General features: G+C 54.7%; 12 protein-coding genes. 2 read left to right on the forward strand and 10 right to left on the reverse strand.

The window, feature by feature from the left end; translation table 11 throughout:
* Window positions 1-397 precede the first annotated feature (397 nt).
* On the forward strand, window positions 398-1,204 hold the full coding sequence (locus ACKPCT_RS10105) for a phosphodiesterase (protein ID WP_319569119.1): 807 nt from the start codon (window positions 398-400) through the stop codon (window positions 1,202-1,204).
* Window positions 1,205-1,209: 5 nt separating this feature from the next.
* Here the strand turns inward: ACKPCT_RS10105 and ACKPCT_RS10110 are convergent, their stop codons facing one another.
* From ACKPCT_RS10110 to ACKPCT_RS10155, 10 genes are all read right to left on the reverse strand, one after another.
* Window positions 1,210-2,763, reverse strand: a complete 1,554-nt coding sequence (locus ACKPCT_RS10110; protein ID WP_319569120.1) for a sulfatase-like hydrolase/transferase — start codon at window positions 2,761-2,763, stop codon at window positions 1,210-1,212.
* 43 nt (window positions 2,764-2,806) lie between these two features.
* Complete coding sequence (gene phnX / locus ACKPCT_RS10115; protein ID WP_090067823.1) at window positions 2,807-3,580, reverse strand: phosphonoacetaldehyde hydrolase; 774 nt, start codon at window positions 3,578-3,580, stop codon at window positions 2,807-2,809.
* Between the two features lie 23 nt (window positions 3,581-3,603).
* The gene (locus tag ACKPCT_RS10120; RefSeq protein ID WP_319569411.1) at window positions 3,604-4,755 is read right to left on the reverse strand and encodes a 2-aminoethylphosphonate--pyruvate transaminase; all 1,152 of its coding nucleotides are present in this window, start codon (window positions 4,753-4,755) and stop codon (window positions 3,604-3,606) included.
* Between the two features lie 142 nt (window positions 4,756-4,897).
* Window positions 4,898-6,049 carry an ABC transporter ATP-binding protein gene (locus ACKPCT_RS10125; protein ID WP_319569121.1) on the reverse strand — a complete coding sequence of 384 codons (1,152 nt, stop codon included), beginning with the start codon at window positions 6,047-6,049 and terminating at the stop codon, window positions 4,898-4,900.
* Window positions 6,046-7,047, reverse strand: coding sequence for an ABC transporter ATP-binding protein (locus ACKPCT_RS10130; protein ID WP_319569122.1), 1,002 nt, complete (start codon window positions 7,045-7,047; stop codon window positions 6,046-6,048). Before ACKPCT_RS10130 ends, ACKPCT_RS10125 begins: the two co-directional genes overlap by 4 nt.
* 21 nt (window positions 7,048-7,068) lie before the next feature.
* Entirely contained in the window at window positions 7,069-8,244 is a 1,176-nt protein-coding gene (locus ACKPCT_RS10135) for an ABC transporter permease (RefSeq protein ID WP_319569123.1), read from the reverse strand.
* 2 nt (window positions 8,245-8,246) lie between these two features.
* Window positions 8,247-9,242 (reverse strand): ABC transporter permease, encoded by a 996-nt coding sequence (locus ACKPCT_RS10140; protein WP_319569124.1) that lies wholly within the window; start codon window positions 9,240-9,242, stop codon window positions 8,247-8,249.
* Between the two features lie 98 nt (window positions 9,243-9,340).
* On the reverse strand, window positions 9,341-11,395 hold the full coding sequence (locus ACKPCT_RS10145; RefSeq protein WP_319569125.1) for an ABC transporter substrate-binding protein: 2,055 nt from the start codon (window positions 11,393-11,395) through the stop codon (window positions 9,341-9,343).
* A 161-nt stretch (window positions 11,396-11,556) separates the two neighbouring features.
* A complete protein-coding gene (locus ACKPCT_RS10150; RefSeq protein WP_319569126.1) occupies window positions 11,557-12,426 on the reverse strand; it encodes a LysR substrate-binding domain-containing protein in 870 nt (289 codons plus the stop codon).
* 573 nt (window positions 12,427-12,999) lie between these two features.
* Window positions 13,000-13,227 (reverse strand): hypothetical protein, encoded by a 228-nt coding sequence (locus ACKPCT_RS10155; protein ID WP_210186609.1) that lies wholly within the window; start codon window positions 13,225-13,227, stop codon window positions 13,000-13,002.
* A 267-nt stretch (window positions 13,228-13,494) separates the two neighbouring features.
* Here ACKPCT_RS10155 and ACKPCT_RS10160 point away from each other — a divergent pair, with 267 nt between their 5' ends.
* Window positions 13,495-14,298, forward strand: coding sequence for a tellurite resistance TerB family protein (locus ACKPCT_RS10160; protein ID WP_090067815.1), 804 nt, complete (start codon window positions 13,495-13,497; stop codon window positions 14,296-14,298).
* Window positions 14,299-14,446: the final 148 nt, after the last annotated feature.

Genomic DNA, 14,446 nt, shown 5'->3' on the forward strand with positions numbered 1-14,446 from the left:
ACGTTAGGGCGGGAATATTTCAGCCATTTGAACGTTATGTGACATTCAAATGAAATTGAAAATGAACATGAGATTTTAACAACCATCTCTTTTCTGACTGAATTTTCTATTCTTTTCTGAATTTCCCGACCGTGCAAAGATGCTCAAATGACCATCGCTTTTACCCCGCGTCATGAAGGAAGGATGACAGGGCTAACGATAGGGGCGGGTCTGGTTAGGGCGTTCCTGCCAGATTCCATTGCTGCAAGGCCGCGCTCTGAGCTGATGCTGTCCGTCTCGTCTTTTGTCAGCAAAGAGTCGTCATTCCATTATCTGATTGTCATCTTTGCGGAGCATAGTCGCCCGACTTCGGGAACCTCATCGAGCGTTTCCGCCTTGAAACACAGGTGCCTGCCAGATGATCAAAAATCCCGATATGCTGAAATTCATCCATCTGACCGATTGCCATATTGTCAAGGATGGCGGTGCTGTATACGGCCAACAGCCAGCAGGCAGGTTGCGCGCGGCAATCGACAGCATCAACAGCGAGCATCATGATGCAGACTTCGTCGTCATAACAGGCGATCTGACCCATCACGGCGATGATGCTGCTTATGACATATTTGCCCGTGAACTCCGGCGGCTGTCCATTCCGTCCCATCTTCTCGTTGGCAATCATGATGACGTGCGTACCTTCCGCTTTCATTTCCCCGAAGCACAGCGCTGCGATTGCGGCTTCATTCAAGGCTCCAAGCGCACGCCATTCGGCCTGTGCCTGTTTCTGGATACCAGCCAGCGCGGCAGCGATGTGGGGCGTTATTGCGAAGAGAGGCAAGGATGGCTGAAAGGTGTCTTGAGCGAAACCTCGGGGCCGGTGATGCTGTTCATGCATCATCCCCCCTTCGCCATTGGTCTGCCCGACATGGATGAGAGCCGCCTTGAAGATGCGGAGGCTTTCTGGCAGATCCTGAGGCTCCATCGCCATCGCGTGCGGCATATTTTTGTCGGTCATGCCCATCGGATGGTCTATGGCAATTGGCGCGGCCTGCCCGTTTCCTGCATGCGCGGGCTCAACCATCAGGTGGCCCTTGAGATGACATCCTCTCCGAAGGGGCAATATGGCAATTTCGAAGCTCCAGCCTATGGCGTGGTGCTGGCCAACGAAGAGCAGATCATGGTGCATATGCACGATTTCATGGATCGCTCGGATCGCTTCATCTTTTAGCGGCTCTAGTCGGTGATCACCGCGCCTTGTGGGGTCATCAGAATGCGCGCCAGTGTTTCATCCATATGCCGCGCCCTTACATCAAGCAGCTTCTCGGCATAAATGAGCCGTGTGCGCTGATAGGCTTCATCCTCGGCGACATTGTTAAGGCACCGGGGGTCTTTTTGCAGGTCGAACAACAGGGCCGGAAAGCCGGGGATATGCACATAGTGGAAGGCTTCGTCCCGCAACACTGCGAGCGAACAGTCCTCCTGCCGCATACGGGCCTTGAGTTCGGCGCTGCCTGCACGCTGGGCACGGAAATCAAACTCGTAAAAGGCGGCATCGCGCCACCCGCCTACAGGATTGCCGCAGACATGCTCCATAAGCGAGGTGCCATCAAGCACGTTAATCGCCTCATCTCCGAGGATTTCAAGCAAGGTGGGGAAGATGTCGCCGCTGGACGTAAAGGCGCTAACCGTCTCGCCGCGGCCACCGTCCGGCGTCCGGATAATCAGCGGAATGTGATAGCTGGAAGCGTGAAACCCGCCCTTTCCGAGCATCCAGTGATCCCCCATCATTTCGGCATGATCGGAGGTGAAGATGAAGACCGTATTCTCCCAGAGCCCGCGCGCCTTGAGGCTGGCAATCAGGCGGCCAATGGCGGCGTCAACTTCCGAGATCATGCCATAATAGAGGGCGCGAATACGGCTGATATCGTGAGCTGACAGATCCTTGACACATCCTTTCGGGTTCGGGTTGCCGTCCTCATCATAGGTGAGGAAGCTCGATAGCCCGTTATGCTGCATCATCAAGTCGGCAAACGGGTGGCTTGCCGCCTCGGCTGTAGCGCAGGGATGCCGATCGAAGGCAGGTGCTGCGTCTTGAGCCGCCCCGGATGCATACATGCTGTTGTAAGGCGCTGGCACAACAAAGGGCGGATGCGGACGAATGAAGGAGAGATGGGCAAAGAAAGGCGCGTCCTCCCCCTGCTGCTCATCCAGCCAGTCTTCCATTTTTTCCAGCAGAAAGGCCGTCGGCGTTTCATCGGCTCCGTAGCAAGGCGGCAGCATGGAGACCCGTTCCCCCGGCTCCATCGGCGGCGTGTGGGCCTCAAAGCGGGACGCAACATCATGGCCGCGCGTCTTGAGCCATGTCAGCCATGGCTTGTCATCTTCGGGCAGCGCTTGCCCCACCTCCATGCCCGGCAGCACATTTTCATAGGTGGTCAGAGCCGGATCATCTGCTGCCAGAGTGCGCGGGTCGAGCGCCGTGTCGGTGTAGCCGAACAGCGTCGGCTTGTAACCAGCCCTGCGCCCGGCCTTGGCGAGCGTATCAAATTCGTCAGCCAATGGCGCTCCATTGCGCACCACCCTGTGGTTCATCTGGTAAAGGCCGGTGTAAAGGGTTGCCCGCGCCGGCGAGCAAGGAGCCGTTGCACAATAGTGATTGCGAAACAAAACCGCGTCGGCCGCCAATGCATCCAGATTGGGGGTCTTGAGTGTCGGATGCCCCACCGCCCCCAGACAATCACCGCGCCACTGATCGGCAGTTATAAGAATGATATTGGGTCTGGACATGGCACGGGCTCTCCTCAAATCCGATCAAAGGATCTTTTAACAATCAAAGTGTTTCGATCAGGGCTGACAGATCGGCCACCGTGTCGATGACATAATCCGCCCCACCCTCTTTGAGTAGCACAGTGGCAGCCTCTCGCAAGCTGGCAATTTCCCCTTCGGAAAGCGCAGCCAGTTCTTCCGGCGTCTTGCCGACGAAATTGCCGGAGAGCGCCAGCCCGACCGTGATACAGCCTGCGGCGACACCTTCCTTGAGGCCCGGCACAGTGTCATCCACCTTGATGACAGCAGAAGGCGGATAGACAGCCAGATCCACAAAGCTCTGATACATACCCAGTGGACCAGGGCGGCCCTCGGCCAGATCATCAGCACAGATGAGATTGTCCGGCTCGAACCCCTGTTTCTTCACAACAGGCAAGACATGCTCCATGATCGAGCGGGTATAGCCTGTCGTGGAGCCAATCTTGATGCCGCGCGCACGCAGCCAGTCGATGGTTTCCAGCGCACCGGGTACCAGATCGGCATAGTCGGCAGCGACCTTTTCATTCATTGGTACGAAGATCTCATAGATCTTGTCGACATCGGCATCGGTTGGTGCCTGACCATATTTGGCCTGCCATTGGGCTGCGATGGCGACATCGTCCATCATGGTGCGGATATGGTTCCATTTGGGCAACCCCATGGGGGCACGAGCCTGTTCAATGGACGCCTTGATGCCAAATTCCTCGAAGCATTTGACGAAGACGCCCATGGGCGCGAAGCTGCCGAAATCCACCAGCGTTCCGGCCCAATCAAATATAACCGCCTTTATCTGTGTCATGATTTTCTCTCTCCGAATGGCCCTCAAGCGTTCAGTTTCTTTCGTTCTTCAAAGGCTGCCTGAGGCGGGGCGGCGCTTGTTACGCCCAGTTCCTCAAGGCTCTGTTTTGCCGCAGCCACCACGCGACGCATGATGGCTTCATCCATCTGGCCGATGCAGCCAATGCGGAAGCTTTCCACCACCGTCAGCTTGCCCGGATAGATGATGAAGCCCTTGTCTTTCATCAGCTCATAGAAGCGATCAAACACGAAGCGCTCATCGGCCGGGCAGAAGAAAGTAACGATGATCGGCGAAAGCCAGCGCGCATCGAGCAGGGTTTCAAAGCCCAACTCCCGCATACCAGCGACCATCACGTCGCGATTGCTGGTGTAGCGGGCCCCACGCACCGCTACACCGCCCTCGGCCTCATGGGCTTTCAATGCCTCAAGAAATGCGGCAACCACATGGGTCGGCGGCGTGAAGCGCCACTGGCCGCTCTTTTCCAGATTTTCCCATTGGGCATGAAGATCAAGACTGAGAGAATGGCAGTTGCCTTTGGTGGCGATAAGCTCACTGCGGCGCACCAGCGCGAAGCCAAAGCCCGGCACCCCCTCGATGCATTTGTTCGCCGAGGAAACCAGCGCTTCATAACGGATCTGATCGGGCTCCATGGGCACGGCGCCAAAGGCAGACATGGAATCCACCAGCAGCTTGCGCCCGGCGGCATAGGTGACTTGGGAAATCTCGGCGATGGGGTTGAGAATGCCCGAACTGGTTTCGCAATGGATCGCCAGCACATGGGTGATGGCAGGATCATTGGCAAGGATATCAGCCACCTCTACACCACGCGGAGGCAGATAATCGCCCTTGTCGAGCAGATGATAAGCCCGTCCAATGGCTTCCATTGTCTTTGCTGCCCGCAGGCCATAGGCCCCATTGGCCAACACAAGCAATTTACCATCTTTAGGCACCATGGTGCCGAGCATCGCTTCGACAAGATAGGAGCCGGAACCCTGCATGGGGATGCATTCAAAGGCACCTTGATCGGCCCCCAAAAGAGCGAGCAGTCGGCGGCGCATATCGGCGGTCATGGCACGGAAGTCGCCATCCCAACTGCCCCAATCCCTCAGCATCGCCTGCTTGACGGCAAAGGAGGTGGTCAGCGGACCGGGTGTCAGCAGAAAGGGTTCGCCCATTTCGGGATCAGGCAGCAAACTGCTTTTCAGATTGTTGGCACGTTCATTGTCCAGCTTGGACATCGGACGATCCTCTTCTCGTTAGTCTTTCTTGGTTATTGGGGAAGCAGCAGAGCTGGTTGCTCCCTTTTGGGTCTGGTTTCTAATCGGTGGTATCTGCGCTTTGTTTGTCGCGCGAGAAATCGAACTCATCCACCCTGTGGCAAGCCACAAAATGCTCTGGCGCTATTTCCTGCCATGGCGGGATTTCACTGGCGCATTGCTCCGTGGCATAGGGGCAGCGGGTGTGAAAGCGACAGCCGGATGGCGCGGCGAGCGGGTTGGGGATTTCGCCTTGTAGCCTGATCGGATCGAAGCTCTCGTCCGGATCTATGGTCGGAATGGCCGACAAAAGCGCGTGGGTATAGGGATGGCGCGGCTTATAGAAAAGACTCTCGGTAGGCGCATATTCAACGAACTTGCCCACATACATCACGGCCACACGATGGGACATTTGGGCCACCACAGACAGATCATGGGCAATGAACAGAAAGGCGACGCCCATTTCTTCCTGCAAGTCCTTCAGCAGGTTGACGATCTCTGCCTGAATGGACACATCCAGCGCGGAAACGCTCTCGTCGCAGACCACAAAATCAGGTCGCGTTACCAAGGCCCGCGCGATGCAGATGCGCTGGCGTTGTCCGCCCGAGAATGCGTGGGGGAAACGACGCAGATGCTCCAGATTGAGCTTGCAGCGGCTTGCAATATCGCGCACCCGCTGATCGATCTTGTCGCGATTTTTCATCATGCCGGATGCGATCAGAGGCTCAGCGATGATGTCGCGCACGGTCATGCGCGGATTGAGCGAGGAATAAGGGTCCTGAAAGACGAGGCTCATGCGCGGGCGAAAGGAACGCAGAATGTCACTCGCCATATTGGCAATCGAATGCGGACCTTCAGAGAAGACCATGCCCATTTTCTTGCGAAAACGGCGCAGCTCTTCTCCTTCCAGCTCGTCGAGATAGATATCATGCTCGCGAGTGTGGAAGATCACATCGCCTGCAGTGGGGTCAATGGCGCGCAGGATGGCACGACCAACAGTGGTTTTGCCAGAGCCGGATTCTCCCACCAGACCGACCGTTTCACCTCGTCGAATCTCGAAGCTGACATCGTCGACCGCACACAGATAGGAGACTTCGGATGAAAAAAGCTTCTTCTTGCGGATCGGGAACCGGACTTCAAGATTCTTGACCTCGATGAGAAGTTCGTTCTCTTGTTTGCTGCTGTTGTCCATCCTTGTTGCGTCCATGGTCATGCGCTTGCCCTTTGCTGTTTTTCATGCAGGAAGCAGCGCACGGTGTGATCTTCTCCCACCTGTAAAATCTGTGGCTGATGTTGATCGCAGAGCCCGGCAATCACCTTGGTGCAGCGGGTATGAAACGGGCAGCCTGTGGGCCGGTCGTTGGGGCTGGGGATGTCTCCGGGAATGGGCGTCAACCGGTCATGCAGCCGGTCGACGCTGGGCAAGGCCTTGATCAGTCCTTGCGTATAGGGATGGGCCGGCTCGTGAATGACCTTGTCGGTCGGGCCGCGTTCGACAATCGTGCCCAGATACATCACCGCCACATCATCGGCGATATGGGAAATAACGCCCAGATCATGGGTAATGAAAATCATGCCCATAGAAAGATCTCGCTGCAGGTTTCGCATCAATTCAAGCACCTGTGCCTGAATGGTTACGTCCAGCGCGGTGGTCGGCTCGTCGGCGATCAGTAAAGCGGGCCCTGCCGACAGGGCCAGTGCAATCATCGCCCGCTGACGCATGCCGCCGGACATTTCGTGGGGATATTGATCCACCCGTGCTTCCGGGTTGGATATACCCACCTTGTCGAGCATTTCTATGGCGATGCGACGCGCATCCTTGCGTCCGACATTGCGATGCAGCCGAATGGCTTCCACCATCTGGTTGCCTATGGTGTAAACGGGAGAGAAGGACGCCATGGGCTCTTGAAAGATCATACCTATTTCGCCACCCCGAATATGGCGAATGGCCCTTCCCTTCTTGCCCAGCTTGTTGATATCGCGTGTCTTTCCGGATTTGTCGGTATAGAGAATTTTCGCTTCACTGGAAATGATGCCGTTGCCGGGCAATAGCTGCATCAGTGCCTTGGTGGAGATGGATTTACCCGAGCCGGATTCCCCAACGATGCCCAGCGTGCGCCCCGGCTGGACTTCAAAAGCAATATCCTGAACCGGCGTGATCAGCCCTTCATCGGTGCGGAAGGAAATGGAGAGATTTTCTACTTTCAGCATGATTGATATCCTTCCCGTTTCCTATCGTGCGTCAGAATATGGGTCGGCCGCATCGCGAAGACCATCGCCCACCACAGTGAAGGCCAGCACGGCCAACACCACGAAGATTGCGGGAATAAACAGCCAAGGCGTCTGCTCGATGACTCGCACCGACTGGGCCTGTTGCAACAAAACACCCCAAGACACCGTGGGGGGGCGCAAGCCGAGGCCGACGAAGGACAGCGCCGTCTCGCTGAGGATCATGTAGGGGAACGAAATCACCAGATCGACAATGATAAAGCTGGTGAAGCTGGGCAGCATATGCTGGGAAATAATGCGCAACGGGCGCGCTCCGGCCAGCCGTGCCGCCACCACATAATCCTCCGAACGGATGGAAAGTAACTGTGAGCGGATGCGTCGAGCCAGCGTGGGCCAACCAAAAAAGCCTAGGATGAGCGTCATCGCGAAATAGACTTCTGTGGTGGACCATTCCTTGGGCATGGCTGCGGCCAGCCCCATATAGAGCGGGATGATCGGCACCACACGGATAACCTCGGTCACGCGCTGGATGATATTGTCCACCCAGCCCCCAGCATAGCCAGCCACGCCACCGATGATGAGTGCGAGCACAAAGGAGATCAACACGCCAATCACGCCGATGGAAAGCGAGGTACGGGTTGCATAGATCGTGCGCGAAAAGACATCGCGGCCCAGATCATCCGTGCCCCAAAGATGCAGCTTGGCGCGCTTGTCATCCAACAAAAAGAGATGGGTCTTGGAGGGAATAAAGCCCAAAAGCTCTGTCTTTTCCCCTTGGGCAAAGAAGGTCAGATAGACACGCTTGTCGGGATCCGACACCGAAATAGCCCGCAACGTCACGGGATCTCGCTTTGTACTGACACCATGCACGAAGGGGCGCCATGAGCAACCATTCTGATCGCAGAAGAGCGGCACTTGAGGCGCGCCATCAAGATATTTGGTGTCGCGGCTAGTTGGGCCATAGGGCGCCACGAACTCGGCAAAGATGCCCAACAACGCCATGAAGATAAGCACCGCAGCAGCAACCATGGCCGCACGATGGCGGCGGAAGCGCCACCAGATCAGGGTCCATTGGCTGGCTGAATAATATTTGAGGCGCTTCTTGTGTTCCTTCGCGCTTTCTTTCTTTCCTTTGGTTGAGGTCACCATGGAAGCGCAGGTGTCTGTGATATCTGCCATGATCAATTGCTCCCCAGTTTGATGCGCGGATCTAGCCAGGCCAGCAGCAGGTCCGAAATGAAGTTCATCAACACAATCACAAAGGTAAGCATCAGCAGGATGGCTCCGGCGACATACATGTCGAGATCGAGATAGGCATTGAGCAGCAATTCGCCGAGCTCTGTCAGCCCCAGCACGACGGCAACGATGGGGAGCTCGGAGAAGATTCGGTTGACGTCAAAGCCGATGGTGGAGACCACCGGATTGATGGCAAGGCGGGCGGGATATTTGATCAGCAACTTGGTCTCCGGCACACCACGGGCACGCGCTGCCGTAACCGAAAGCTTGTTGAGTTCATCTGACATGGTGGCGCGAATGGTCTGGATCTGATAGGCAACCGCCGACCAAGCCAACACGAAGGCCGGAAGCCACAGATGCTTGATCAGATCCCATGCCTTGGCAAAGGACCATGGCGTGTCAGACATGCCCGTGGAAAATAACCCGCCTATGTCGGCTCCGAACCAGAGATTGGCGAAATAAAGCAGAATGAGAGCAAGCAGGAAGTTGGGCAGAGCCAACCCCAGATAGGAAAAGACCGTGAGGCCGTAATCGGCAAAAGAGGCACGCCTGACGGCGGCATAGATGCCTATGGGAATGGCAATCAGATAGGTCAGCAAGAGCGTTCCAAACAGGATCGCCATGGTCAGCCAGACCTTGTCGCCGATGACCTTGGTCACATCGGTTTCAAAGGCAAAGGCCTGCCCGAAATCGCCATGTAGAACGATGTTGCCAATCCAGTCGACATAGCGCAGTGCCATGGGTTTATCGAGGCCGAAATCATGCCGGATGGCCTCAATGTCCGCTTCCGTAATGGCGATACCGGTGCCTGAATATTTGCGGAAGGCATAGCGATCCGCATAGTCACCAGGTGGGATTTCCATGATCAGAAAAACCATCATGGAAACAAGCACCATCGTGACAATCATGCCAACCAGTCGCTCAAGCGTAAAACGAAGCATTCTCGGATCCCCACAGGAAAACCCTGCCGACATGGGCAGGCACCGGTGCGGAGAGCATTCCCCGCACCTGATTGGTTAGAGCAGCCTTGTCGATGGCTTTATTTGGACAGGAACCACTGTTGTGGGCGGTATGGGTATGTCCAGTAGAAGTCGTAAGACTTGGCCTTGATCGGTTTGACGTTTTTCAGATCATTACGATACATGAATGGCGCGACGATATCGCCGACGGTGCCTATTTTCAGCAGATTGTCGACATGGATCTTGACGATCTCGGCACCCAGTTTATTGGATTCTTCAGAGCCCATGGAAACCTGTAGGAACTGCTCGGACAGGTCATAGAGCTTCTTGACATAAGCAGGTGGCTCCACGCCTTCCTTGCCATCGGAATCCATCCACTGAGCCCAAGCAAAGCCGGTGCCCGGGTTGAAGACATCCCCGAATGGCGGGATGAACGCAGTCACATCCTGAGAAATGGCAGGACCGGCGGTGCCGTCATATTTCCAGGTCGTCAGATCAAGATCATTGTTGTTGGCGCCAGCGCGATATTCATCAGAAGTCACCTCTTTGAGATCGATGCGAACACCCACGGCGGACCAATAGTCGCGCACCAGTTCCATCATCTTCACTGGCACACCCTGAGAGGAATAAATCAGGCGGATCACCAGCGGCTTGCCATCCGGACGTTCCAGCGTGCCGTCGCCATCAGCATCCTTGAGGCCCATATCGGCGAGCAACTCTCTGGCATGATCAGGATCGAATTCGATATCCTGATTGAGGATGTCTTCGGAAACAAAAGACACGGTCTTTGGTTCGGCCGGTACACCCTGTGCCGGCGTCCCCTGCCCCAGATAGACAATCTCGTTGATTTCTTCACGATCCAGCGCAATGGACATGGCGCGTTCAAAGCGGATGTCATTGAACATTTTGGCCAGCACCGGATCTTTGTGGGTGCGGTTGAAGGAGAAGAAGATATTCTCCCCGAAGGTCGGCGCGTAGGAAACAGTATAGTTGCCCTTGGCTTCATTTTCCTTGAGCAGTGGGAAGTCCTCCAGGAAGACGGCCTGCTGTTTCCAGACAACTTCACCATTCATGATCTTCAGATTCTGGACTTCCTTGTCCTTGACGTAGCTTTCGTCAATTTCTGGAATATAGGGAAGCTGATTGCCAGCGGTGTCAACCATATGGAAATAAGGGTTGGCGACCAGCTTGCGGCCTTCGGCATTTTCTTCCACCACAATGTGGGATTCCAGCGTCGGCACCACGGCACGACCGAATTTCTCAGCGACTTCAGCATCCTTCAGCAGCGGGCTCGGCACGTCTTTCCAGTCGGAGCCGCCATAATACATCTTGATTGCCGCAACGCCATTCTCAAGCCCCATATCCTTGGCCAGCTTGTCGGCATCCTTGTTGTATTTCGGCATGAACTGGGCGAGAAAATGCTTGGGCTGGAAAGCTTGACCATAGTCAACGGCGAAGCGGTTGAGAATGCCTGGTGTCGGCACAGGGAAGGTGAAGGAGACGGTAACATCATCCAGCGCCTTGACAACAGCAGGCTCTCCGGCGAACAGCCAGCGGCCCGGCGTCTTCTCGTAAACATCCTTGTTCAGGATCAGATCGTTATACCAGAATTCGATATCGGCAGCGGTAAAAGGCTCGCCATCAGACCATTTATGACCCTTGCGCAGGGTGAAGGTCAGCTGCGTGTAGTCGTCATTCCATTCCCAACTCTTGGCAATGTTCGGAACCACAGTCTGAAGGTCATCGGCATAGCGCACTAGATTCACATGGCGCACGGAGAGAAGATCCGAGGTGCCGGATTCAGTCCCCTTGGAAAGACCGGTGATCACACCACCATAGGTGCCGACTGTATCATAAGGAGCCACGACCAGTGGCTCTTGCGGCAAACGATCCGCAAGCGCAGGCAGCTCTTTGTTGCCGAGGATCTGGCTATTGAATTTGGCAATATCCGGGTTCTGGGCAAAGGACAGCTCGCAGCTACCTGCTTTTTGAAATTCGGCCAACTCAAACTGCTCAGGATAGGCAGAGGTCAGGCCTTTCATATCTGCAACAGTTGCTACCGGGCATGCAGCAAAGGCTGAGGCGCTCAGCGCGACAAAGGCCGCTCCGGCGAGAAAAACGGATTTGGGGCTCATTGGAAGGTCTCCCTGTTTGGATCGAGCAGCCCCTTCCTAGAGACACTATTTAACAGTTTTATGAACATTCATTATCTATAGCTTAAAGCTATCAATTGGGTCATGACATAGAACAGTCACAATTCTGACGCGCACCCCGCCGGGGATTTCCACTTCTATTTTCACTCATTGTCTTGAAGGGCATTGAACATTGCCCTGATCGCGGAGACATGCTGCATCTCTGGCAGGCAAGCAAGATAGTGCGAAACGGAGAGGGTTTCATCTTCAATGGGAATGATGACCAAATTGTTGGAAGGCAGCACCTCGCCTTCCATCGCCACGCCGATGCCCATACCGCTGTTGATCGTGGTTACAATAGCGCCCCAGGACCCCAGTGCAAGCACCGTGTTCAGCTTAACTCCAGCTGAAGTTGCAGCCTTTTCAAACACCCGACGCGTGCCTGAGCTGTTTTCCCTCTGCACGAGAGGCGCATTGGCTACATCCTGCCAACTGGCCGAGCCCTTCCCGCAGAGTGGATGATCCGGCGGGACAACGAGAACGATCCGCTCAGTGCGGATCTTTTCGACATACAAACTGCTTGGCGCCTCATCCGAGGTAATGAAAACAACATCAAACTTGCCATCTTCCAGCAGGGGCAAAAGGTCATTCGAAGCCATGGCGCGCGCTTCAATCTCCACCTCCGGGAACTGGGTCATGAAGTCTGACAAAATGGGCATAGCAAACTGATAGGTGGAATAGCCAAGACGCAGTGAACCAGCCTGCATGCGCCGGCGCCCTTCAAGGGCATGTTCGATCTCGTCGGTCATCGCCAGAACGGAACGAATGCGTGACAGGATTTCGCGGCAGGTTTCCGTCGCCTCGGCCTGACGCCCGTTTCGATGGATCAATTGTGTGCGATAGTGCTTTTCCAACGCAGAGAGATGGTTGGAAACCGAGGGTTGGGAAATGCCCAACTCTTTGGCCGCAGCAGAGAAGCTGCCAGTGCGCACAACGGCTTCCACTGCGCGCATCTGATTGATTGATAATTTCATTTCCCGTCACCCATATGTCGCTATCCACATTTAGTGGATCACAGATGACCTCAGGATGACAAGATTGTCGCCTCTCAAATCGCAAAAGTTCGCCAAAAAGCAAAATTGCGAAAAATTTGGAATATCGAGATAAAACAATGTTCCGGACATAGTGCAGAAGCAACGATTACGCAACCATTCCGTTTAATTCGTCTTCTTTTCTTGAATTCTAAAGTAGTACTATTTTAGGAGAGTTGTTTTCATTCCAACTTTACGATCTCTCTCAAGTGATAATTAACCAACTTTTTTTCTGTTGGTTGCGCGCTGCTGCTTATGGCAAGTTTTTGTATGCTGATTGCCTTCCCGAATATCTTTGTCGAACTGTTCTATATTAGAAATTGAAGATAGAGCGATGAGATTGTCACGACATCCATTCGCAGAACTCGTCCACAGCCTCACTCGGGTAATAAATTACCTTTCAAATCAAGCAATAAAGCGAAATTTCGATTCTCTCTCTGTTTTGCGTGAATGGATGAGAATCACCGGTGACCCCATTTTCACCGTCCCCAGTGGCCAGCGACTGTCTTTGATGCATCATCCTCTGGAGAGAGACGCCTGCCGCCCCAATTTAGCAATCAACAACAGCCATGGAACGCCGTGGAACAGCATATCGAAAATATCAACGGGTCGGGTGAGCGTACCCGCGACCAGCATCTTGAGCTTTTGCCAGACGTGCGGTTCGGGCACAAAGGGAGCCAGCCCCAATGTCAGAGCGATCATCACGAGTGTGCCCAATGGCAATCTGTCCAGAGTCTTCATCATGGCAATGCAATTCCCGCTCTTGGCTGCCTTCACGTGCCTGTGCTTTTTTGTAACCAGTCTCTGCCCCTAATCGCTTCCAGCAGCATCGCAGAGTAAAGAAGGCCGATTTTTCGAATGGCTACTCTTATTTGGTAATAATCGCAACAATGCTTTCGATTGAGACCATTGACCAAGCAAATTGATGGGCGCGCCACCTTGCCTCCGCACGAACTGTCCTTATATCCTTAAGAGACTACGTAAAAAGGACAATTAGCAGAGGGGTAATCAATGTTTGATGCATCAAAACTGATCAATGAATTTCTGGGAGCAGCCGGTGCCCCCGGAACACGGTCTCAGGGCACCGGGGCTGGCAATGGCGATTTGATGCAAAGGGGCAAGGATTATCTTTCACAGAATGCGGGAGGCATTGGCGGCGGCGCTTTGGCCGGAGGTCTGGCAGGCTATATGATGGGTTCCAAGAAGGGACGCAAAATGGCCAAGAAAGCCGCAACCTATGGCGGGCTGGCACTGGTGGCAGGCCTGGCATACAAGGCCTATTCGGATTATCAGGGCAAGAAGGCAGGCGTTCCGGTGGTTGACGGACAGGTCGGGCGTGGCGATCAGACGATTCCCGCCCATCTTCATGCCCCTGAAGGCGCGGTAGCACGCAAGATCACCCATGTGCCCGTGGTTCCCATGGGCTCCGGGTTTGAAGTAAACGAAATGACCCAGCGCGCCACGGGCTTCGGTGCAACGCTTGTGAGCGCCATGATTGCGGCAGCCAAAGCTGATGGCACCATAGATGCGCTAGAGCAACAGGCCATCTTCGAGAAAATCGGTCAGGAAGATCTGAGCGCTGAAGAAAAGGCCTTTTTGCTCGATCAGATCAACAAGCCGCTCGATATTGATAGCATCGTCTCTCAGGCACGCAGCACAGAACAGGCCATGGAAATCTATCTGGCCTCTCTCATGGCCATTGAACCGGACACTCCTTCCGAGCAAGCCTATTTGTCTTTGCTGGCTGCACGTCTTGGCCTCGAACCAGAGTTGATTGATCAAATTCATCAGACCCTGCTGGAAGCAACGGACTGAGCCGGTCCACTCAATCGAACGCTACGATATCGGTTTTCAGACCGCGCCAATTCCCTCTTGGTGCGGTAGGATAAAGCGGCCTGATTGAGAAAATACAAGCCTCGGCGCATGAGTGCTGGCCCTCTGAACGAGCAGTCGTTAAACTACA

The sequence above is a fragment of the Cohaesibacter marisflavi genome, assembly GCF_963665895.2.
GTDB classification, from domain to species: Bacteria; Pseudomonadota; Alphaproteobacteria; order Rhizobiales; family Cohaesibacteraceae; genus Cohaesibacter; species Cohaesibacter marisflavi.

Coding starts and splice junctions, on each gene's coding strand:
- ACKPCT_RS10105 (WP_319569119.1), top strand. CDS start 398: ATGATCAAAAATCCCGATATGCTGAAATTCATCCATCTGACCGATTGC.
- ACKPCT_RS10135 (WP_319569123.1), bottom strand. CDS start 8,244: ATGGCAGATATCACAGACACCTGCGCTTCCATGGTGACCTCAACCAAA.
- ACKPCT_RS10160 (WP_090067815.1), top strand. CDS start 13,495: ATGTTTGATGCATCAAAACTGATCAATGAATTTCTGGGAGCAGCCGGT.
- ACKPCT_RS10155 (WP_210186609.1), bottom strand. CDS start 13,227: ATGATGAAGACTCTGGACAGATTGCCATTGGGCACACTCGTGATGATC.
- ACKPCT_RS10125 (WP_319569121.1), bottom strand. CDS start 6,049: ATGACCATGGACGCAACAAGGATGGACAACAGCAGCAAACAAGAGAAC.
- ACKPCT_RS10120 (WP_319569411.1), bottom strand. CDS start 4,755: ATGGGCGAACCCTTTCTGCTGACACCCGGTCCGCTGACCACCTCCTTT.
- ACKPCT_RS10110 (WP_319569120.1), bottom strand. CDS start 2,763: ATGTCCAGACCCAATATCATTCTTATAACTGCCGATCAGTGGCGCGGT.
- phnX (WP_090067823.1), bottom strand. CDS start 3,580: ATGACACAGATAAAGGCGGTTATATTTGATTGGGCCGGAACGCTGGTG.
- ACKPCT_RS10145 (WP_319569125.1), bottom strand. CDS start 11,395: ATGAGCCCCAAATCCGTTTTTCTCGCCGGAGCGGCCTTTGTCGCGCTG.
- ACKPCT_RS10130 (WP_319569122.1), bottom strand. CDS start 7,047: ATGCTGAAAGTAGAAAATCTCTCCATTTCCTTCCGCACCGATGAAGGG.
- ACKPCT_RS10140 (WP_319569124.1), bottom strand. CDS start 9,242: ATGCTTCGTTTTACGCTTGAGCGACTGGTTGGCATGATTGTCACGATG.
- ACKPCT_RS10150 (WP_319569126.1), bottom strand. CDS start 12,426: ATGAAATTATCAATCAATCAGATGCGCGCAGTGGAAGCCGTTGTGCGC.